This window comes from Lysobacter sp. ESA13C (assembly GCF_019970005.1).
Taxonomy (GTDB): Bacteria; Pseudomonadota; Gammaproteobacteria; order Xanthomonadales; family Xanthomonadaceae; genus Lysobacter; species Lysobacter antibioticus_B.
Map to the genome: position 1 here is coordinate 246034 of NZ_JAHXYK010000002.1, position 21464 is coordinate 267497.

Sequence of the window (21464 nt, forward strand, 5' to 3'; positions counted from 1 at the left end):
CTTGCGTTTGCCTACACAAAGGTGTTGCATCGCCGCATGACGTTCGTTAACAGCGTGCTAATTTCCGCACGCCGATTCGATCCACGCCTTACAGACTCAGGCCGCAATCGCTCACGGATTACGTATCGAACAAGGATGTGATCCGCGCAGGGGACGGCGCGGTATCGCAGACACGGGTCGGACCCCCGGACGCATGCCTTCATCTTGCGCACCCGCCGCACCGGACATCGAAGTCCAGCACGTCCCGAACGTTTTCAAACTTGGGGGAAACCAGATGATCGCTCGTCAGCCGGGTCGCAAGTCCTTGTCTTTGGCCATCGCCTTATCAGTGGCGTCGCTCGCCGCGACCGCACAGGCGCAACAAACCGGTGCTGCCCCCGCCGAAGAGGAGGCCACGACCTTGGCCGGCCTCACCGTGACCGCGCAAAAGCGCGAGGAGGCCATGCAGGACGTGCCGATCTCGATCACCGCCTTGCCCGAGCAGTTACTGCAGGACACCGGCGTGCGCGACGTCAAGGACCTGCAGGTGCTGGTGCCCGGCCTGACCGTGAGCAGCACCCAGAGCGAAGTGCAGACGGTGGCGCGCATCCGCGGCATCGGCACGGTCGGCGACAACGCCGGCCTGGAGTCCTCGGTCGGCGTGGTCATCGACGGCGTCTACCGCCCGCGCAACGGCGTCGGCTTCGGCGACCTCGGCGAGATCGAGCGTATCGAAGTGCTGAAGGGCCCGCAGGGCACGGTGTTCGGCAAGAACACCTCGGCCGGCGTCATCAACGTCATCACCCGCCGGCCGAGCTACGACACCACGGTCGAGGGCGAGCTGACCATCGGCAACTACGGCGCGGTCGGTCTGGCCGGCTCGTTCAATACCGCGATCGGCGAGAACGCCGCCTTCCGCGTCTACGCCGGCAAGCGCAAGCGCGACGGTTTCACCGACGTCGAGATCGGCCGCGGCCCGCGCGGCGAGCGCGAGGACGGCGACCAGAACTTCCACACTTTGCGCGGTCAGCTGCTGTTGGAGCCGACCGAGAACCTCGACATCAACTTCATCGCCGACTACAGCAGCCGCGAAGAGAACTGCTGCGTCGGCCTGACCACGGTGCGTGGCCCGACCTCGGCGATCATCAATGCGCTGGTCGGCGGCACCGGCGTCGCGCCGGTCGCCGATCCGTTCGCGCGCGTGGCCTGGAGCAATCGCCCGACCACCCAGGACATCAAGGACAAGGGCATCTCGGCCGAGGTCAACTGGATTACGCCCTGGTTCGGCGGCGCCACCCTGACCTCGATCACCGCCTCGCGCGACTGGCAGGCCATGAACGGCCTGGATTTCGATTTCACCACCGCCGACCTGATCTACCGCAATCCGGACACGGACGAATCCTTCACCGGCTTCAAACAGTTCAGCCAGGAGTTCCGCCTGACCGGCGCGACCGACAAGCTCGACTGGATGTTCGGCTTGTTCTATGCCGACGAAGACCTTAAGCGCAACGATTCCTACAGCCTCGGCGCGCACTACGAGCCGTATCTGTCGACCGCGGTGCTGAGCCAGATCGCCGCGCGCTTCCCGGCCGGGCTGATCAACACCGCCAATGCCGCGACCTTCTTGTCGCAGGCTTCGGGCCGCCCGTTCGGCAGCAGTTTCGGCGGGCTCGGTGCGCTCGACCGCTACCAGCAGAACAGCAAGAGCGTGGCCTTGTTCACCAATAACACCTGGCATGCGACCGACGCCCTCGATATCACCTTGGGCCTGCGCTACACCAAGGAGAACAAGGAACTCGACTCGGTCTACAGCAATCCCAACGGCGGCCTCGGTTGCGGCGCGGCACTGGCCAACCCGACCCGGGTCGGCGCGGCCCTGGCCGCACGCGGCGTGCCGGCCGCGGCGCGCGCGGCGCTGGTCCAGCAGGTGGTCGGCTTCATGTGCCTGCCGTGGGCCAACACCCTGCACAACGGCCGGGTGACCAACCAGGAACGCGACGAGAAGGAATGGTCGGGCACGATCAAGGCGGCCTACCGCTGGAACGAGCACGTCATGGGCTACGCCTCGGCCGCGCGCGGCTACAAGGCCGGCGGCTTCAACCTCGATCGCGTGCAGTCCTCCAACGGCCTGTCCTCGGGCACCGCCGGCATCGCCCCGGTCAACGACACCTCGTTCCCGGGCGAGTTCGTCGACAGCTATGAGCTCGGCGCCAAGACCACCTGGGCCGGCGGCAACCTGCTGCTCAACGCGACCTTGTTCCACCAGACCTACACCGACTTCCAGCTCAACAGCTTCCTCGGCACCAGCTTCGTGGTGCGGTCGATCCCGGAGGTGGTGTCGCAGGGCATCGACACCGAGATCCTGTGGCAGACCGGGCTCAAGGGCCTGATGCTGCAGGGCGGCTTGATGTACGCCGACACCAAGTACGGCAACGACCCGCTGCCCGACGCCGACCTGGCCAAGTTGCCCGGCGCGCGGGCGAGCTTCGCGCCGCTGTGGTCGGCCTCGGCTTCGGCGACCTACCAGTGGGACTTCGGCGCCTCGCTGGTCGGTCGCTTCAACATCGGCGCCAAGTACTCGTCCGACTACAACACCGGTTCCGACCTCGACCCGGAGAAGGGCCAGGAGGCCTACACCGTGGTCAATGCGCGCCTCGGCATCGGCGCCAAGAACCGGCGCTGGATGGTCGAAGCCTGGGCCATGAACCTCACCGACGAGGAGTACAAGCAGGTCGGCTTCGACGCCCCGTTGCAGACCGGTTCCTGGAACGCCTTCCTCGGTGCCCCGCGCACCTACGGGGTGACTTTGCGGGTCATGTACTGAGCAATGCGGGAGCGGCGGCGACGCCGCTCTCTTTTTGCTGATCGCTCCAGTCTTTTGTAGGAGCGGCGCAAGCCGCGACTGTGCCGCCGCATCTACGTCGCCACCGGATGCAACCCCGCGTCCCGTGTCGCGGCTCGCGCCGCTCCTACCCCAAAGCGGTGCGGCGCGGCTCAAGGGTAGGAGCGGCGCAAGCCGCGACCGTGTAGCCGCAACTACGTCGCCACCCGATGCAACCCCGCGTCCCGTGTCGCGGCTCGCGCCGCTCCTACCCCAAAGCGGTTGCGGCGCGGCTCAAGGGTAGGAGCGGCGCAAGCCGCGACCGCGTAGCCGCAACTACGTCGCCGCCCGATGCAACCCCGCGTCCCCGTCGCGGCCCACGCCGCTCCTACAGCGATACCGCGTCGCGCACAGAGAGGCGTGCGCGCCAATCGGCCGTCGATCCCGACCGTCCAGGCAAAGCCCAGCCCGCGACGCCCGTTATAGTGGCGCCATGACGCCCGATACCAGCGACTCCGCCCTGCGTGGCCTCGCCGAACGACTCGGCGAGGCGGCGCGCCTCAACCACCACATGCTGGTCACCGCCGAGAGCTGCACCGGCGGCTGGATCGCCAAGACCCTGACCGACATCGCCGGCTCCTCGGCCTGGTTCGGCTGCGGCATCGTCGCCTACAGCTACGAGGCCAAGCAGTCGCTGCTGAGCGTGCGCCCGCAGACCCTTGAGCAATACGGCGCGGTCAGCCGCGAGACGGTGATCGAAATGGTGTCCGGCGCGCTGGCCAATACCGGCGCGACCATCGCGGTCGCGGTGACCGGCATCGCCGGCCCCGGCGGCGGCACCGACGACAAGCCGGTCGGCACCGTCTGGATCGCCTGGAAACGCCGCGGCGGTTACCCGATGGCCGAGGTCTTCCATTTCGACGGCGATCGCGAAGCGGTGCGGCGCAAGACCGTCGCCGCGGCGCTGCACGCGATGCAGTCGCTGACGAGCTGATGCGGCAGCGGGCGCTTCGGCACTCGTGGTCGCCAGGCGCGACCCGGTCCGGCTAGCGTGGCGAATCCGCCGACTCGGTCGCCGCGCCGGTTACGCCGATCCATCGGTGGGCCGGCTTCGACCCGGCCAGATCTGTCCCGCTCGATCCGTCTCACTCAGATCCGTCCCGCTCGATCAATCCAACGCGCGCGTCCAGACCTGGCCGACCAGGTCATGGCCGAAGCTGTGGTGCGGCGCCTGTTCGATCAGGCTGAAGCCGCAGCCTTCGTAGATCTTCCGCGCCGAAATCAGCACGTCGTTGGTCCACAGCAGCATCCGCCGATAGCCGGCGCCGCGCGCGAAGGCGATGCAGGTTTCGACGAGACGTCGGCCGACGCCCAGGCCGCGTGCGCGCGGGTCGACCAACAGACAGCGCAATTGCGCGGTCGCGGCATCGTCCTCGTTGCGGACCACGAACACGCAGCCGATGCGTTCGCCATCGAGTTCGGCGATCCAGCAGCGCTCGTATTGCGGGTCATGGCGGGTCGCGAAACGCGCGAACAAAGTGGCGACCAGGGCTTCGAACTCGCCGTTCCAGCCGTACTCGTCCGCGTACAGCCGGCCGTGGCGTTCGATCGCCCAACCGATGTCGCCGATCCGGTGCTCGCGCACCAGCAAGCGCTGCGCAGCCGGCAGCGACGGCGTCGATAAGGCCTGTTCGGCCTCGCGGATTGCGCGCAACAAGCGGTCGCGATCCAGCGTCGACAAGGCCGACAGCATCGCCGCGGTCGACTCGTGCGAGCTGCGGTCGAGCGCGGCGAAGGCTTCGCGGCCTTTCGCCGACAGAGTCAGCACGAAGCTGCGCGCGTCCTGCTCGGAGCGGGCCTTGTCGATCAGACCGTCGCCGGCGAAGCCCTGCAGAATGCGGCTCAGATAGCCCGGGTCGAGGCCGAGCACCTCGCCGATTTCGCGCGCGGCGACCGGCTCGCGCTGGGCGAGTTCGAACAGCACCCGCGCCTGGGTCAGCGGGAACGCGCTGTCGAGCAGGTCTTCCTGCAGCACGCCGATCCGGCGGGTATAGAAACGGTTGAAGGCGCGGACGGCATCGACGTCGGCGGTCTCGGCAGCACCGGTCATGAAGGGGCTCGTAGAGATAGGCAGGACGAAGGCCAGACTAGTTAGATGTTTGACTTTGTCAATTAAATGCTTGGCGGAGACACTTGCTCTCGTAGTTTGTTAGTAGTAATACTACTAACCATGAGCCTGACCGACACCCAGCAAGCCATCCTCGCGATGATCGCCGAGCGCATCGACACCGAGGGTTTCCCGCCGTCGCAGACCGAAATCGCCAAAGCCTTCGGCTTCAAGGGCGTGCGCGCGGCGCAGTACCACCTCGATGCGCTCGAGACCGCCGGCGCGATCGAACGCATGCCGGGCCGGGCGCGCGGCATCCGCGTGTTGCAGCCGCCGCCGCAGGCGCAACGCGAGCTGGGCCTGATCTCGATGGGCGTGAGCTCGGCGAACGAGGAGGCGATCCGCCTGCCGGTGCTCGGCCGCGTCGCCGCCGGGGCGCCGATCGGTGCGGACGCGGGTGCCGACAACTACGTCCTGCTCGATCGCAACATGTTCTTCCCGTCGCCGGACTACCTGCTCAAGGTCAAGGGCGATTCGATGCGCGACGAAGGCATTTTCGACGGCGACCTGATCGGCGTGCACCGCACCCGCGACGCGCGCTCGGGCCAGATCGTGGTCGCGCGCATCGACGACGAAATCACCGTCAAGTTGCTGAAGATCGGCAAGGACCGCATCCGCCTGCTGCCGCGCAACCCCGACTATGCGCCGATCGAGGTCCAGCCCGATCAGGATTTCGCGATCGAGGGCCTGTACTGCGGCCTGGTCCGGCCGAATCGCTGATGGCACGCGCCAAGCCCGATCCCAATGTCGATCGCTATGGCTCGGTGCGCGCCTGCGCCGCCGTGCCGGCCGCACAAGCCGCCCTGCAAGGCCTGGACGAGTCGATTTCCGCGGCGTTTTCGCGGGGAAATCCGACCCCGGCACAAGCGGCCGCCCGGCTGACCGCCGCTGCGGCGAGCGATAATTTGCTTCCAGGCGACGCGGTCTCAGCCTCTGCGATCCGCCTCCTCTAACTTCCCTCTCACCACGACACGACTTAAGGACACCACCATGGACGAGAACAAAAAGCGCGCCCTTTCCGCCGCTCTTAGCCAGATCGAAAAGCAGTTCGGCAAGGGCTCGGTGATGCGCATGGGCGACCGCGCCGTCGAAGCCGCCGAAGTCATCGGCACCGGCTCGTTGATGCTCGACATCGCCCTCGGCATCGGTGGCCTGCCCAAGGGTCGCGTCGTCGAAATCTATGGTCCGGAATCCTCGGGCAAGACCACGCTGACCCTGCAGGCCATCGCCGAGTGCCAGAAGAAGGGCGGCACGGCGGCCTTCATCGACGCCGAGCACGCGCTCGACCCGATCTACGCCGGCAAGCTCGGCGTCAACATCGACGATCTGCTGGTCTCGCAGCCCGACACCGGCGAGCAGGCGCTCGAAATCGCCGACATGCTGGTGCGTTCGGCCGCGGTGGACATGGTGGTGGTCGACTCGGTCGCCGCGCTGACCCCGAAGGCCGAAATCGAAGGCGAAATGGGCGACCAGCTGCCGGGCCTGCAGGCCCGTCTGATGAGCCAGGCGCTGCGCAAGCTGACCGGCAACATCAAGCGCTCCAACACTCTGGTGATCTTCATCAACCAGCTGCGCATGAAGATCGGCGTGATGATGCCGGGCCAGAGCCCGGAAGTGACCACCGGCGGCAACGCGCTCAAGTTCTACGCCTCGGTGCGCCTGGACATCCGCCGCATCGGCGCGATCAAGAAGGGCGACGAGATCATCGGCAACCAGACCAAGATCAAGGTCGTCAAGAACAAGCTGGCCCCGCCGTTCAAGCAGGTCCTGACCGAGATCCTCTACGGCGAAGGCATCTCGCGCGAAGGCGAACTGATCGACATGGGCGTGGAAGCCAAGTTGGTCGAGAAGTCGGGCGCCTGGTACAGCTGCGGCGACGAGCGCATCGGCCAGGGCAAGGAAAACGCCCGCCAGTACCTCAAGGAGAACCCCGAGCTGGCCGCCCGTCTCGAAGCGACCCTGCGCGAGAAGTACGTCCCGAGCGACGCCCCGCGCGACGAAGCCGTCGAGGAATGATCGTCCGGCTCTGAATGGTTCCGGCTCTGAACGGTTAAGGCTCTATGACGTCGGATCGGCACGACGATCGGCGTCGCGAAGGCGGCGCCGTAGACCCGGACGGGCAGGGCGGACAGCCCATGCCCAAATCCGGCCGCGACACGCAGCTTCGCGAGGAGCTGCGCGCGCGGATGCGTGCGATCGAAGCCGGCAATGCGGCGCCGAAGTCGGCCCTGGGCCCGGCGGCGACCCGTCCGCAGCGGCTTTCGTCGCCAGACGAAGCTGCGGATGCCGATGCAGATATAGAGCCGGATGAAGGGCCGGCTGAGGAGCGCACCACGTCCGAGCGCTCAACTTCTGAAACCGGCCGGCGCGGCGGGTTTTCCGGCGGCTTTGGCTCGAAGCGCTCGGGTTTGAAGCCGTCGGCTTCGAAACGGTTCGGCTCCAAGGGCTTCGGTTCGAAACCGTTCGCCTCGAAATCGTCCGGAAACAGCGGCTTCGGCGGCCAGGCCGACGGTCCGGAGCGGTCCGTTCCGGGCGGCTCGGCCTGGCCCGAAGCCGACCGCTTCGAGGCGCAGCTCGCCCTGGGCGGCGCCGATCCGCTCGATCCGGCCTCCGCGGAAGATCGACCCAGTGCACTGTTCGACGAAAGTCTAAGCCGCCCTGACGGTTCGGGCCGGGGCCAGCGCCGGCGGGCGCCGCGCGAGCAGAGCCCGACCCAGCGGGCCCTCGGCCTGCTGACCCGCCGCGAGCATTCGCGCAAGGAATTGACCCGCAAACTGACCTCCCGCGGCCTCGACGCCGGCGAGGTGGAAACCGCGGTCGCCCAGTTGGCCGAGGCTGGTTGGCAGAACGACGTCCGCTTCGCCGAAAGCATGGTCAGAAGCCGCGCCGGCAATGGTTATGGGCCCTTGCACATACGTGCTGAATTGGCCACCCACGGCCTCGACAGCCAGACCATCTCCGACGCCCTGGCCAGCTATGAGGGCGACTGGCTGCAGAACGCCCGCGACCTGGTCCGGCGCCGCTATGGCGAGGACTTCGCCGCCGACCCGGCAAGGCGGCGCAAGGCCGCCGATCTGCTGATGCGGCGGGGCTTCGACGGCGATACGGCTCGTAATGCGAACCGTTCCGGCTCCGACGACTGAACGGTCGGACATATTTGCCGTACGGCCTTGCACATAAGGCCCCCGGGCCTGTTAGGCTACGCGGCTTTCGGGTCCCGGGTTGCCTGTTCCAGTCGATGCCTCCATCGTGGTGGCATGGGTTCGGTCGAGCGGCACCGCTCCCGACCAGGCAAATAATCCCAGGCATGAAAACCACCACTGAAATCCGCAGCGATTTCCTCGAGTTCTTTCGGGGCAAAGGTCACACCATCGTGCCGTCGGCACCGTTGGTGCCGGCCAACGACCCGACGTTGTTGTTCACCAACTCGGGCATGGTGCAGTTCAAGAACGTATTCCTCGGCAGCGAGAAGCCGGGTTACGTGCGCGCGGCCGACGTCCAGCGTTGCCTGCGTGCCGGCGGCAAGCACAACGACCTCGATCAGGTCGGCTACACCGCACGTCACCACACCTTTTTCGAGATGCTCGGCAACTGGTCGTTCGGCGACTACTTCAAGGAAGACGCCATCGTCTGGGCCTGGGAGCTGTTGACGAAGGTCTGGGGTCTGGCGCCGGAACGCCTGCTGGTCACGGTCTATCACACCGACGACGAGGCCTACGCGCTGTGGAACCAGAAGATCGGCGTGCCGGCCGAGCGCATCGTCCGCATCGGCGACAACAAGGGCGCGCCGTTCGCCTCGGACAACTTCTGGCAGATGGCCGACACCGGCCCCTGCGGCCCCTGCACCGAAATCTTCTACGACCACGGCGACCACATCGCCGGCGGCCCGCCGGGTTCGCCCGATGAGGACGGCGATCGCTTCATCGAGATCTGGAACCTGGTCTTCATGCAGTTCGACCGCCAGCCCGATGGCAGCCTGCTGCCGTTGCCGGCGCCGTGCGTCGACACCGGCATGGGCCTGGAACGTCTGGCGGCGGTGCTGCAGGGCGTGCACGGCAACTACGACATCGATCTGTTCCGCCACCTGATCGCCGCCGCGGCGCGCTTCACCGGCACCGACGATCTGCAGAACAAGTCGCTGCGAGTGATCGCCGATCACATCCGCGCCTGCTCCTTCCTGATCGTCGACGGCGTGCTGCCGTCCAACGACGGCCGCGGCTACGTGCTGCGCCGGATCATCCGCCGCGCGCTGCGCCATGGCTGGATGCTGGGGCAGAAGAAGCCCTTCTTCCATCTGATGGTGCCGGCGCTGGTCGAGGTGATGGGCGACGGCTATCCGGAGCTGGCGGCCAAGCGCGAATTCGTCGAACGCGCGCTGTTGGCCGAAGAAGAACGCTTCTCGCAGACCCTCGATTCGGGCATGCGCATCTTCGACGAAGTGGCCGAGCGCTCGACCGGGGTAATCCCGGGCATCGACGTGTTCCGTCTCTACGACACCTACGGTTTCCCGACCGACCTGACCGCCGACATCGCGCGCGAGCGCGGCCTGACCCTGGACATGGAGGGCTACGACGCCGCCATGGCCAAGCAGAAGCAGGGCGGCCGCGAAGGCGCCGACTTCGGCAGCAAGACCACGATGCCGGCGGAACTCGCCGCCAAGCTCGCCCCGACCGAATTCCTCGGCTACGACCGTCTGACCGAGGGCGGCCTGGAAGTCGTCGCCCTGCTGCGCGACGGCATGCCGGTCGACCAGATCGTGGCCGGCGACAACGCGGTCGTGATCCTCGAGCGCACCCCGTTCTACGCCGAAAGCGGCGGCCAGGTCGGCGACGCCGGCGAGCTCGACGAAGCCGGCACCCGTTTCCTGGTCCGCGACACCCAGAAGTTCGCCGGCCAGTTCCATGGCCACATCGGCGAGCTGACCGCCGGCACCCTGAAGCGCGGCGACCGTGTCCTGGGCGCCGTCGACGAGGCCCGCCGCGCGGCGACCGTGCTCAACCATTCGGCGACCCACCTGCTGCATGCGGCCCTGCGCCGCCTGCTCGGCGACCATGTGACCCAGAAGGGCTCGCTGGTCGCTCCAGACCGCCTGCGTTTCGACTTCTCGCACTTCAACCCGATGACCGACGCCGAGCTCGCCGAGATCGAGCGCCAGGTCAACGCCGACGTGCGCCGCAACTACGCGGCCGAAGTCCACCAGATGGGCATGCAGGAAGCCCTGGAGTTCGGCGCGATGGCGTTGTTCGGCGAGAAATACGGCGACCGCGTGCGGGTCCTGCGCATGGGCGAGGCCTCGACCGAGCTGTGCGGCGGCACCCACGTTTCGCGTACCGGCGACATCGGCCTGTTCAAGATCGTCTCCGAGAGCGGAGTCCAGGCCGGCGTGCGCCGGATCGAGGCGCTGACCGGGCAGGGCGCGCTGGACTACGTGGCCGAAGAAGAGCAGCGTCTGGAGCAGGCCGCGCGCCTGCTCGGCGGCAATACGGCCGACGTGGCCGACAAGCTGCGGGCCCTGCTGGACCGGCAGAAGAAGCTGGAACGCGAGCTCGAATCGATCAAGGCCAAGGCCGCCTCCGGCGCCGCCACCGACCTGGCCGCCTCGGCGGCGCAGATCGGCGGGGTGCGGGTGGTCTCGACCCGGTTGGAAGGTTTTGACGCCAAGGCGTTGCGCGAGGCGGTGGACAGCCTCAAGCAGCAGCTCGGCGATGCGGTAATCGTGCTGGCGGGAGCCAGCGACGGTAAGGCGGCTTTGGTCGCCGGAGTGAACGGAAGCGCGGCTGGCAAGGTCAAGGCGGGGGAACTGCTCGCCCACGTTGCCAGTCAGATCAACGGTAAAGGCGGCGGCCGCCCGGATATGGCGCAGGGCGGCGGTGACGACGGCCCTGCGTTGTCGAAGGCTCTTGCGGGCGTGGCGCAGTGGGTTGAGAGTAGGCTTGTATGAATGGCGAACAGTGACTTCTATCGCTTGCGACCGGGTTTGACCGGTCGCTAAGATGGTTCACGTTTGTGTACAAATTGAAGCATTCTTCCTGATGGAAAAGAATGCCAACGCCGGCGCTGCGGTGCCGGCTCGAGGAGGTTTTCAATGCTGATCCTGACGCGTCGCGTCGGCGAAACCCTGATGATCGGCGACTCGGTGACTGTCACCGTGCTCGGCGTCAAGGGGAACCAGGTGCGTATCGGTATTACCGCACCCAAAGATGTCGCAGTCCATCGCGAAGAGATCTATCAGCGCATCCAGCGCGGCGAGGATGCGTCGGACGACTCGGGCAAGAACACCGGCGGCTGATAAAAAAAGTTTGCTGCGAATCGGGTGAGCCGTTATGCTTCCCGCCCGCACCGCGTTAAGTGATGCGGAGAGTTGCCCGAGAGGCTGAAGGGGCTCCCCTGCTAAGGGAGTATAGGGTCAAAAGCTCTATCGAGGGTTCGAATCCCTCACTCTCCGCCAGTTACAAAAGAGCCGCTTCTGGCGGCTTTTCTTTGCAGATCCATCGGGGTTTTCGCAGCCGATGAGGACGCAAAGAGCAAAACAGAAAATGTTGACGAACAGAAAAACGTCCGTCATAATTTTTCAACTCAGCGCCCGTAGCTCAGCTGGATAGAGCACCAGGCTACGAACTTGGGGGTCGGAGGTTCGAATCCTTCCGGGCGCGCCATACAAAGAAGCCCGGCAATCGCAAGATTGCCGGGTTTTTCTTTGCGCGCGATTCTTGTTCGCCGCCGCCTGTTCATGGCGGCCGTTCGCTGGTTTGCGCGCGACATTGCGCCTAAGCCGATTAAGTACGACTCGGTCGCCGCACACGCAGTTGCGCGGGCGCATTCGAGGCTTTCGTGTTTCTTGAGTCCGGCGGAGTTTCTCCGCCTGTCCCCGGCACGGGCATGTCCGGCCATACCGGGCAGGCGCGGCATCCCTCGGGGATTTCCTACGGTCGCAAGCCGTGGCCGTGTCGCCTCAGCCTCGCGGCGTTCCACGTTGTAGGAGCGACGCAAGTCGCGACCACGTAGCCTCAGCCTCGCGGCGTTCCCCCTTGTAGGAGCGACGTAAGTCGCGACCGCGCAGTGTTCGGCTGCGGCGTTACCGGCTAAAGGGCTGTGAAGCAACATCTAAGGCTTCCGTCCGCTGACGCGGCCGGGTTACTTTCTTTTGCTAAGCCCAAAAGTCCGTCTGGATTCCCTTCGGTCAAAGGTAACCAAAGGGAGGGCTTTCCTTGACAAAGCTCCCCTGCGAGCACGCAGCTTGCGCCGGGATTTTCCGATAAGACGTCCCTGTCTTATCGGAAAACGCCGCACGTCCTGTGCGGCGCCCTCCGGGTCTACGATCGCATCGCGAGTGCGGAACTGCTCCAAGCTCTTCATCGCAACGGCAACGGCAACGGCTGACGGTGCGCCGCTCCTACCCCACAAGGCTGGCAGCGACGCGGTATTAGCCACCGTCCACAATCCGTTATTCAGCGAAAGCCGGAGCTCGCGTTGCTTTGGAGTAGGAGCGGCGCAAGCCGCTACCGCGCTACCGCGCTGGCGTCGGAGCTGCGAGGCCGATGTCGCGGCTTGCGCCGCTCCTACCCTTTGAGCGCGGCGGTGAGGTGTATTGGCGACGACACCGGAGTAGGAGCGGCGCGAGCCGCGACCGCGTCACCAGCCGGCCTCGCAACCGCGAGGTCGATGTCATGGTTTATGGCCGCAGGAAATACCCGTGCGACGCCGCTCCTACAGAGGCGGGGACGCTTGCCGGCTCAACGCTTCTCGATGAAGCGCAGGCCCACGCCGGGTTCGGTCGCGATGTAGCGCGGCGCCGCGGCGTCGTCGCCGAGTTTGTGGCGCAATTTGCCGACCAGGATGCGCAGGTAATGGGTGTCTTCCTGATGGGTCGGCCCCCACAGCTCTCGCAACAGCTGCGGTTGGGTGACGACGCGGCCGGCGTGTTGCACCAGCATCGCCAGCAGGGCGTATTCCTTGCGCGCCAGCACCACCGTTTCGCCGTCCAGGCTCACCTCGCGGCGGGCCAGGTCGATGTGCAGGCGGCCGTCGTCGAACACCGGCAGGGTCTCGCCTTGCGGGCCGTGCGCGCGCAGCAGGGCGCGTATGCGCGCCATGAGCTCCTGTACGCCGAACGGCTTGGTCACGTAGTCGTTGGCGCCGCCGTCGAGCGCGGCGACCTTCTCGGTCTCGCCGGCGCGCACGGTGAGCAGGATCACCGGCACGCTCGACCACTGGCGCAGCTCGCGCAGCACATCGTGGCCGTCGCGGTCGGGCAGACCGAGGTCGAGCACGACCAAATCGGCGCCGCGCGTGGCCAGGGCCTCCAGGCCGGCGCCGCCGGTGTCGGCCAACTCCACCGCATAGCCCTGCGCGCGTAGGGCTATGTCGAGGAATTTGCGGATCTGCGGCTCGTCGTCGATCACCAGCACGCGCGCGGGCGGCGTCGTGGCGGAAGGCGGAACGCGATCCTCGGTCATGGGGCGGCGGGCACGGCGGGTTCGATGGGCGGCAGGGTAATCCGGATCGTGGTGCCGCGGCGACCCTGCTCGTCGGCCAGGCCGGGCAGGGCGACCACGCTGCCGCCATGGGCGCCGATCATGCCCTGGCAGATGGCCAGGCCGAGCCCGGTGCCCTGGCGCCCGCGATCGCCTCGCTCGACGCTGTAGAACATGTCGAAGATGCGCGCGCGCTCGTCTTCGGGAATGCCGGGGCCGCGGTCGCTGACGTCGATGCGCAGCACTTGCGCCGGGCCCGCACCGGGCTCGCCGTCGACCCGGCGCGCATCGATCGTCACCGCCGCGTCCGGTGGCGAGAATTTCACCGCGTTCTCGATCACGTTGAACAGCGCCTGCTCGACCAGGGCCGGATGCACCCAGATCGGGCCGAGGCCGGGCTCGATGCGCAGTTCGAAGCGCGCACGCGGCTCGTAGCGCTGCAGGCGCGTCACCGCCGAGCCGATCAATTCGTCGACGCCGATCCAGTCGCGGTTGAGCGCCAGCCCGCCGTGGCCGAGCCGGGTCATGTCGAGCAAGTTCTGGATGTAGCGGTCCAGGCGTTCGCCTTCGATGCGGATGGTTTCGAGCAGGCTGTGGCGGTCTTCGCGCGGCATCGCCTCGGCATAACTGTCCAGGCTGCTGGCGGCGCCGATGATCGAGGCCAGCGGCGAGCGCAGGTCGTGCGAGACCGAAGACAGCAAGGCCGAGCGCAGGCGCTCGGTCTCGCCGCTGACGCGCGAGTCCTCGAGGTCGGCGACCAGGCGCGTACGCAGCACCGCCTGGGCGACGTCGTCGGTCATCGCTTCGGCCAGGCGCCGTTGCTCGGGCCCGAGCCGGGTCAGCGACGGCGGAAAGCGCAGCCCGATCACGCCCGCGGCTGGCGCGTCGGCGGCGCCGTCGCCCTTGAGCGGCAGCAGCCACCAGTCCGAGCCGGCCAGGGTGTCGGTATAGCGCCCGGCGGATTGGCGATGCTTGAGGCTCCAGTCGGCGGCGGCGCGGTCCTTGTCGCCCATCTCCGGCAGCGATTCGCCGCGCAGCGGCGCCGTGCCGATGTAAATGAACGCCTCGACGCCGAGCGAACGCCTGAGCGCGTCGCGGCCGGCACGCACGACCTGGCCGACGTCGGCCGCGGTGGCGAGTTCGCGGCCGAGGGTTTGCAGCTCGGTGGCGTGCGCGTTGGACGCGCGTAACGCCAGCACCTGCATGCGCAGCTTCGAGGCCAGGCGCCCGGCGACCAGCGCCGCGGCGAGGAACAGCAGCACAGTCGCCACGCCCTGGCGCGCGCCGATCAGCAAGGTGAAGCGCGGTTCGATGAAGAAGAAGTTGTAGGCGAGGAAACACAGGACCGAGGCGATCACCGCCGCGGTCATGCGGGTGCGCGCGGCGACCACGACCACGGCGACGATGAAGATCAGCGACAGGTCGCCGAGCCCGATCCAGCGCTCGGCGATCCAGGCCAGCGCCGTGGCCACGGTCGCGGCGACCACGGCCAGGCCGGCGTCGCTGCGGGTCAGCAGGCTGCGCAGCAAGGTGCTGCTCTGGCGTAGCGAACGGCGGGCGCGGGCGCGCGCCTCCGGCGTGCTGACGATGGTCAGTTCGTAATGCGCGCCGCGCTGGATCAGTTGCTGGGTCAGGGTGCGGTTGACCATGCGCGCCAGCGGGCGTTCGCGGGTACGGCCGAGCACGATGGTCGACACGCCGGCGCGTTCGCCGTGGTCGAGCAGGGCGTCGACGATGCTGTTGCCGTGCAACACCGCGGTGTCGCCGCCGAGCCGCCGGGCCAGGGCGAAGGCGCGGTCGAGTTCGGACTGGCGCGCCTCGTCGGGCGAGGCGCCGGTTTGCACGGTCACGACCAGCCACGGGGCGTCGCGTCGTTCGGCGAGGCGCCGCGCGACACGCACCAGATATTCCGACTGGCCGAGGCCGTCGATCGCCACCATCACCGCCCGCCGCAGCGGCACCCCGGGCAGGCCGCGCGCGGTCTGGGCCTCGCGCAGATCGCTGTCGACGCGATCGGCGGCGGTCTGCATCGCCAGTTCGCGCAAGGCGGTCAGGTTCGACGGCGAGAAGAACGCCTGCAAGGCGTGCGCGGCCTGCTCGGGCACATACACCTTGCCCTGCTGCAGACGCTCGATCAGCTCGCGCGGCGGCAGGTCGACCAGGACGATGTCGCGCAGGCGGTCGAACAGCGCATCCGGGACGGTCTCGCTGACCCGCACGCCAGTGATGCGGTGAATGACGTCGTTGAGGCTTTCCAGATGCTGGATGTTGATCGTCGTGTAGACGTCGATGCCGGCGTCGAGCAGTTCCAGCACGTCCTGCCAGCGCCGCTCGTGGCGGCTGCCCGGGGCATTGCGGTGGGCGAGTTCGTCGACCAACGCGACCGTGGGCTTGCGCGCGAGCACGGCGTCGAGGTCCATCTCATCGAGCGCACGCCCCTGATAGTCCAGGCGTTTGCGCGGCAACACGTCGAGCCCTTCGACCAGCGCGCCGGTCTCGGCGCGTCCGTGGGTTTCGACGATGGCCACGACCACATCGACCCCGCGCCGTTGCAACTCGCGTGCCCGCCCGAGCATGGCGTAGGTCTTGCCGACCCCGGGCGCGGCGCCGAGGAAGATCGTCAGCCGCCCGGCGCCCTGGCGTTGCAGTTCGCCCATGAGGGCATCGGCTTGGGCGCTGCGCGGGTCGGTCATGAGGGGGATTGTGCGCTGGGTGGGTGAGGGAGGTGTAGTGATGGGGTGGCGGTTTGAGGTTGTGGACGTGTCGTTTCTGTAGGGGGCGCGGCTGGCAGTTCGCTCCGATTTTTAGCCTCGGCTCTAGTCTTGCTGTGGCTGTTGCTGTGCGCCGCTTCGACCTTGCGATGCAAATCCAGACCCGGAGGGCGGCACGCAGGGATGCGTGCCGTTTTTCATCGGGACATGGATGTCCCGTATGAAAAACCCCTGCGTCGGCATCGAACGTGCGGGCCTTTGATTCAAAAGAAAAGCATTTTTCTTTGGTTACCTTTCTTTTGTTGCTTATGACAAAAGAAAGTAACCCGCCGCTTTAGTGGCGGAAGCTTTTAGCGTTTGATCATGATCTTGTTTCTGAAGAAGCCATAAGCAAGAGCAGAGCTTCCGTCCGCTGACGCGGCCGGGTTACTTTCTTTTGCTGAGCCCAAAAGAAAGGTAACCAAAGAAAAGGGCTCTCCTTGACGAAGCTCCCCTGCGAGTACGTCGCTTGCGCCGGAATTTTCCGATAAGACGTCCCTGTCTTATCGGAAAACGCCGCACGTCCTGTGCGGCGCCCTCCGGGTCTCCACTGTTCTCGCGAGTTCGGTACTGCGCCAAGCTCATCCGGCAACGACAACGACAACGACAACGACAACTACAACTACAACTACAACTACAACGGCAACGGCAACGGCAACGGCAGCGCGGTGCTTGGGTAGGAGCGGCGTAAGCCGCGACCGCGCCATTTCGGTCTCGCCGCGAACACCGCCTCAACCCCACAACCGCCTCAGTGCACCGCATCCAAGGCCAGATTGAGCTTCAACACGTTCACCCGCGGCTCGCCGAGCACACCGAACTGCGGGGCTTCGGTATGGGCCCCGATTAACTGTTCGACTTGCGCGCTGTCGAGGCCGCGTACGCGGGCCACGCGGGCGGCTTGGATCTGCGCCGCGCGCGGGGAAATGTGCGGATCGAGGCCGCCGCCGGATTGCGTCGCCAGTTCGGCCGGTACCTGCGCCAGCGCGATGCCTTCGCGCTCGACCACGGCGGCGGCGGTCTCGGCGATGCGCTCGCGCAGGTCGGGGTTGGTGCGCGCCATGTTGCTGCCGGCCGCGGCCATGGGGTCGTAATTGGCGGCCGACGGCCGGGCCTGGAAATAGCCGGCATCGGCGAAGGGTTGTGCGATCAGCTGCGAGCCGACCGCATGGCCGTCGCGTTCTATCACGCTGCCGGTGGCCTGCCACGGAAACGCCAGGCGCCCTAATGCGGTGGCGGTGAGCGAATAAAGTAGGCCGAAGCCGAGCAAGGCGACGGCGGCGAACAGCAGCGGGGCGCGCAGCGGGATGCGGTCGTCGATGTTGGCGGTTTGACTGGTAGGGGTGTTCATGTCGATGTCCTGTGGTATTCGGCGATGGCGCGCCGTGTGCGGGTCCTTATCGCGACCCTCTCCGGCAAGCGGGAGAGGGGCTCGAAGGGGCGGGGCGGGCTCAGAAGATCGCCACCAGCGCCATGTCGATGAGCTTGATCGCCACGAACGGCAGCAGCACGCCGCCGAGGCCGTAGATCAGCATGTTCCGGCGCAGCAGAGCGACCGCGGTGGCCGGTTTGAAGCGCACGCCGGCGAGGGCCAGCGGGATTAGCGCGGGGATGATGATCGCGTTGAAGATCAGGGCAGCCAGCACGGCGTTGCTCGGGCTCGACAGGCGCATGACGTTGAGCGCGGCCATCTGCGGGATAGCCGCGGCGAACAGCGCCGGCAGGATCGCGAAGTACTTGGAGACGTCGTTGGCGAGCGAGAACGTGGTCAGCGCGCCGCGGGTGATCAGCTGTTGCTTGCCGACTTCGACCACCGCCAGCAGCTTGGCCGGGTCGGAATCCAGGTCGACCATGTTGCCGGCTTCCTTCGCCGCCTGGGTGCCGGAGTTCATCGCCAGGCCGACGTCGGCCTGGGCCAGCGCGGGTGCATCGTTGGTGCCGTCGCCGACCATCGCCACCAGACGCCCGCCGGCCTGCTCGGCGCGGATGCGGGCGAGCTTGTCTTCCGGGCGGGCCTCGGCGATGTAGTCGTCGACGCCGGCCTCGGCCGCGATCGCGGCGGCGGTGAGCGGGTTGTCGCCGGTGATCATGATCGTCCGCACGCCCATGGCGCGCAGGCGGGCGAAGCGTTCCTTAACGCCGTGCTTGACCACGTCGGACAGTTCGACCACACCGAGTACGTGACGGCCTTCGGACACCACCAGCGGGGTGGCGCCGCCGCGCGCCACTTGTTCGACGCGCGCGACGAGTTCGCTGGTCGCCTCGCCGCCGAGCGATCGTACGTACTGGGAGATCGCATCGCCCGCGCCCTTGCGGATCGAACGCGCGCCGCCGGCGGCTTCGGCCGGCAGATCCACGCCGGACATGCGCGTCTGCGCGGTGAACTGAATGTAGTCCGCGCGCTCGGGCTCGGCCACGGTGCTGTGCAGCTCGCGCGCCAGGCGCACGATGGATTTGCCTTCCGGCGTCGGGTCGGCCAGCGAGGACAGCAGGGCGGCATCGCGCAACTGCGCATGATCGATGCCGGCGAGCGGATGGAATGCGGTCGCCTGGCGGTCGCCGTGGGTGATGGTGCCGGTCTTGTCGAGCAGCAGCACGTCGACGTCGCCGGCCACTTCGACCGCCTTGCCGGACTTCGCCAGCACGTTCGCCGATAGCGCGCGGTTCATGCCGGCGATGCCGATCGCCGGCAACAGGCCGCCGATGGTGGTCGGGATCAGGCATACGAGCAGCGCGATCAGCAACAGCGGGTCGAGCTTGGCGCCGACGAAGCCGGCGAAGAACGGCAGGGTCGCGACCACGATCAGAAAGGTCAGGGTCATCGCCGCGAGCAGCATGGTCAGGGCGATCTCGTTCGGCGTCTTCTGCCGGTTGGCGCCCTCGACCAGGGCGATCATGCGGTCGAGGAAGCTGTGGCCGGGCTCGGCGCTGACTTCGATCACGATCTCGTCCGACAGCACCTTGGTGCCGCCGATCACGCCGGAACGGTCGGTACCGGCCTCGCGCAGCACCGGCGCGGATTCGCCGGTCACCGCCGACTCGTTGATCGTCGCCAGGCCGCGCACGATTTCGCCGTCGGCCGGGATCAGTTCGTTGGCCGAGACGATGACGCGGTCGCCGGGCTTCAGGCTCGACGCCGGCACCCGGGTTTCGTTCTTGCCGACGGTGTCGAGCTTGCGCGCGACCAAGTCGCGCCGCGCCGCCCGCAAGGACGCCGCTTGGCCGCGGCCGCGCGCTTCGGCCACGGCTTCGGCGAAGTTGGCGAACAGCACCGTCACCAGCAGGATGACGGTGACCGCGGCGCCGAAGCCGAGGTGACCGGGGACGAAGATCGTGATCAGCCCCGACAGGACCGTGCCGAGCAGCACCACGGCCATGATCGGGCTGCGCACGGCGTGCCGCGGCGATAGTTTGAGGAAGGATTCGAGCACGGCCGCGCGTACGCCGGCGGCATCGAGGCCGGCGACCGCGGATTTGCGGCGCTGCACTCCGAGATGGGTTTGTTCGGTCACGATGGCTTACCTCAGAGAGCGGGGCTGCTCAGCGCCGAAGCGGCGCTCGCAGACAGCGTCAGGTGATCGGCGATGGGGCCGAGCACCAGCGCGGGCATGAATTGCAGGACGGTCAGGATCGCGATCACCGCGATCAGGGTCAGGGCGAAGGTCGGCGTTTCGGCGTGAAGGGTGCCGGCGCTTTCCGGCGCGACGCGTTTGCGCGCCAGCAGGCCGGCGACCGCGAGCGGAATGATCAGCGCCGGGTAGCGGCCGAGGGCGAGCACGGCGGCGCAGCTCAGGTTCCACCAATAGGTCGCATCGTCGAGGCCCTCGAAGCCGGAGCCGTTGTTAGCGTAGGCCGAGGTGTACTCGTAGAACACCTGGCTGATGCCGTGGAAGCCCGGATTGGAGTTGCCGGTGATCGACGGCAGCGCCAGGGCGACCGCGCTGAAGCCCAGCACGACCAGCGGTTGCAGCAGGATCAGCAAGGCCAGCAAGCGTACTTCAGGCGCTTCGATCTTGCGGCCGAACAGTTCCGGCGTGCGTCCGGTCATCAACCCGGCGAGGAACACCGACAGCAACAGATAGACCAGGAACTGCTGCAAGCCGCAGCCGATGCCGCCCCAGATCGCGTTGATCAACATGTTGATCATCGCCATCGCGCCGGTCAGCGGTGCCAGCGAGTCGTGCATGGCGTTGACCGAGCCGTTGCTGCTCTGCGTGGTCAGCGCAGTCCACAGCGCCGAATCGCTGGCGCCGAAACGGGTTTCCTTGCCTTCCATCAGGGCGACGTCGCTGCTGCTCGACGAATAAGCTTCCGAACCGACGGTCAGGCCGGTGGAGATCACCGACATCAGCAGCATGCTGCCGAACACCAGGGCGGTGAGGCGCCGGCGGCCGGTGAAGGGGCCGATCATGAAAGTCACCGCGACCGGGATCAGGATCAGCGCCAGGGTTTCCAGCAGATTGGCGAACGGGGTCGGGTTCTCCAGCGGCACCGCGCTGTTCGGGCCGTACCAGCCACCGCCGTTGGTGCCGAGCTGCTTGGCCGCGACCATGGAAGCGACGGGCCCCACAGGTATCTTCTGATCTGTCAGCCCGGCGCTTTGGTCGAGCGGCGCGACGCTGACCGCGCCTTGTAAGGTCGAAGGCACGCCCTGCGAAGTCAGCAGCACTGCCCACACCAGGCACAGCGGCAGCATGAAGCGCAGGGTGGCGCGGGTCACGTCGACCCAATAGTTGCCGAGGTCGCGCGGTGCGCCTTCGGCCGGCGCCGCGCCTTGCGCGCCCATCGCCTGGCGCCCGCCGAACAGGCCGCGCAAGGTCGCGACCACGATCGCCAGGCCCATCATCGGCGTGACCACCTGCAGGCCGACGATGCCGACCATCTGCGAGAGATAGCTCAGCTGCGCCTGGCCGGAGTAATGCTGCTGGTTGGTGTTGGTGAGGAACGACACCATGGTGTGCAGCGCGGTGTCCCAGCGCAGGTTCGGCACGGCGTCCGGATTCAGCGGCAGCCAGGCCTGGGTCATGAACAACACCCAGACCAGCACGGCCAGCACGAGGTTGCTCAAGGCGAACGCTAATGCGTAGCCGCGCCAGCTCATGCCGCGCGTGGCGTCGACGCCGATCAGGCGATAGATCGTGCGTTCCAGTGGCCCGAACAGTGCGTCCAGGCGCGAGCGGTCGCCGCGCATGACCCGCGCCAGGTACTGGCCGAGTGGCCATCCCAGGCCGATCGCCAGCGCGAATACGAGAAAGATTTCGATCATGGTGAAACAC

At 67.1% G+C, this 21464-nt stretch carries 15 protein-coding genes and 2 tRNA genes; 11 read left to right on the forward strand and 6 right to left on the reverse strand.

From position 1 onward, the window contains the following. The first annotated feature begins 274 nt into the window (after positions 1-274). Both LC490_RS04320 and LC490_RS04325 read left to right on the forward strand, forming a co-directional pair. Entirely contained in the window at positions 275-2803 is a 2529-nt protein-coding gene (locus LC490_RS04320) for a TonB-dependent receptor (protein WP_223619400.1), read from the forward strand. A 490-nt stretch (positions 2804-3293) separates the two neighbouring features. Further along, positions 3294-3794, forward strand: a complete 501-nt coding sequence (locus tag LC490_RS04325) for a CinA family protein (RefSeq protein ID WP_031371763.1) — start codon at positions 3294-3296, stop codon at positions 3792-3794. Between the two features lie 174 nt (positions 3795-3968). Here the strand turns inward: LC490_RS04325 and LC490_RS04330 are convergent, their stop codons facing one another. Further along, the gene (locus tag LC490_RS04330; protein ID WP_223619401.1) at positions 3969-4910 is read right to left on the reverse strand and encodes a helix-turn-helix domain-containing GNAT family N-acetyltransferase; all 942 of its coding nucleotides are present in this window, start codon (positions 4908-4910) and stop codon (positions 3969-3971) included. Positions 4911-5030: 120 nt separating this feature from the next. Here LC490_RS04330 and lexA point away from each other — a divergent pair, with 120 nt between their 5' ends. From lexA to LC490_RS04370, 8 genes are all read left to right on the forward strand, one after another. Next, positions 5031-5687 carry a transcriptional repressor LexA gene (gene lexA / locus LC490_RS04335; protein WP_223619402.1) on the forward strand — a complete coding sequence of 219 codons (657 nt, stop codon included), beginning with the start codon at positions 5031-5033 and terminating at the stop codon, positions 5685-5687. Continuing rightward, complete coding sequence (locus tag LC490_RS04340; protein WP_031371766.1) at positions 5687-5920, forward strand: hypothetical protein; 234 nt, start codon at positions 5687-5689, stop codon at positions 5918-5920. The genes lexA and LC490_RS04340 overlap by 1 nt, the downstream gene beginning before the upstream one ends. A 37-nt stretch (positions 5921-5957) precedes the next feature. After that, positions 5958-6983 (forward strand): recombinase RecA, encoded by a 1026-nt coding sequence (gene recA, locus LC490_RS04345; protein WP_031371767.1) that lies wholly within the window; start codon positions 5958-5960, stop codon positions 6981-6983. Positions 6984-7600: 617 nt separating this feature from the next. Then, a complete protein-coding gene (gene recX, locus LC490_RS04350; RefSeq protein WP_223619614.1) occupies positions 7601-8110 on the forward strand; it encodes a recombination regulator RecX in 510 nt (169 codons plus the stop codon). A gap of 164 nt (positions 8111-8274) precedes the next feature. After that, the gene (gene alaS / locus LC490_RS04355) at positions 8275-10908 is read left to right on the forward strand and encodes an alanine--tRNA ligase (RefSeq protein WP_223619403.1); all 2634 of its coding nucleotides are present in this window, start codon (positions 8275-8277) and stop codon (positions 10906-10908) included. A 144-nt stretch (positions 10909-11052) separates the two neighbouring features. Further along, positions 11053-11256: a carbon storage regulator CsrA gene (gene csrA, locus LC490_RS04360; RefSeq protein WP_031371770.1), complete on the forward strand. Its 204-nt coding sequence runs from the start codon at positions 11053-11055 to the stop codon at positions 11254-11256. A 66-nt stretch (positions 11257-11322) separates the two neighbouring features. Continuing rightward, positions 11323-11415, forward strand: a tRNA-Ser gene (locus tag LC490_RS04365). 131 nt (positions 11416-11546) lie between these two features. After that, positions 11547-11623: transfer RNA gene (locus LC490_RS04370), tRNA-Arg, on the forward strand. Positions 11624-12700: 1077 nt separating this feature from the next. Here LC490_RS04370 and LC490_RS04375 read toward each other — a convergent pair. Together LC490_RS04375 and LC490_RS04380 are read right to left on the reverse strand one after the other, a co-directional pair. Continuing rightward, positions 12701-13423 carry a response regulator gene (locus LC490_RS04375; protein ID WP_223619404.1) on the reverse strand — a complete coding sequence of 241 codons (723 nt, stop codon included), beginning with the start codon at positions 13421-13423 and terminating at the stop codon, positions 12701-12703. Continuing rightward, a complete protein-coding gene (locus LC490_RS04380; protein ID WP_223619405.1) occupies positions 13420-16134 on the reverse strand; it encodes a sensor histidine kinase KdpD in 2715 nt (904 codons plus the stop codon). The genes LC490_RS04375 and LC490_RS04380 overlap by 4 nt, the downstream gene beginning before the upstream one ends. Before the next feature lie 584 nt (positions 16135-16718). On the opposite strand from LC490_RS04380, the gene LC490_RS04385 reads away from it, so the two are divergent. Further along, on the forward strand, positions 16719-16871 hold the full coding sequence (locus LC490_RS04385; RefSeq protein WP_223619406.1) for a hypothetical protein: 153 nt from the start codon (positions 16719-16721) through the stop codon (positions 16869-16871). Positions 16872-16939: 68 nt separating this feature from the next. Here LC490_RS04385 and kdpC read toward each other — a convergent pair whose 3' ends face one another. The 3 genes from kdpC to kdpA form a co-directional block, all read right to left on the reverse strand. After that, complete coding sequence (gene kdpC / locus LC490_RS04390) at positions 16940-17539, reverse strand: potassium-transporting ATPase subunit KdpC (RefSeq protein WP_223619407.1); 600 nt, start codon at positions 17537-17539, stop codon at positions 16940-16942. A gap of 100 nt (positions 17540-17639) precedes the next feature. Further along, positions 17640-19676 (reverse strand): potassium-transporting ATPase subunit KdpB, encoded by a 2037-nt coding sequence (kdpB, locus tag LC490_RS04395; RefSeq protein ID WP_223619615.1) that lies wholly within the window; start codon positions 19674-19676, stop codon positions 17640-17642. Between the two features lie 35 nt (positions 19677-19711). Then, the gene (gene kdpA, locus LC490_RS04400) at positions 19712-21454 is read right to left on the reverse strand and encodes a potassium-transporting ATPase subunit KdpA (RefSeq protein ID WP_223619408.1); all 1743 of its coding nucleotides are present in this window, start codon (positions 21452-21454) and stop codon (positions 19712-19714) included. Between the last annotated feature and the right edge of the window lie 10 nt (positions 21455-21464).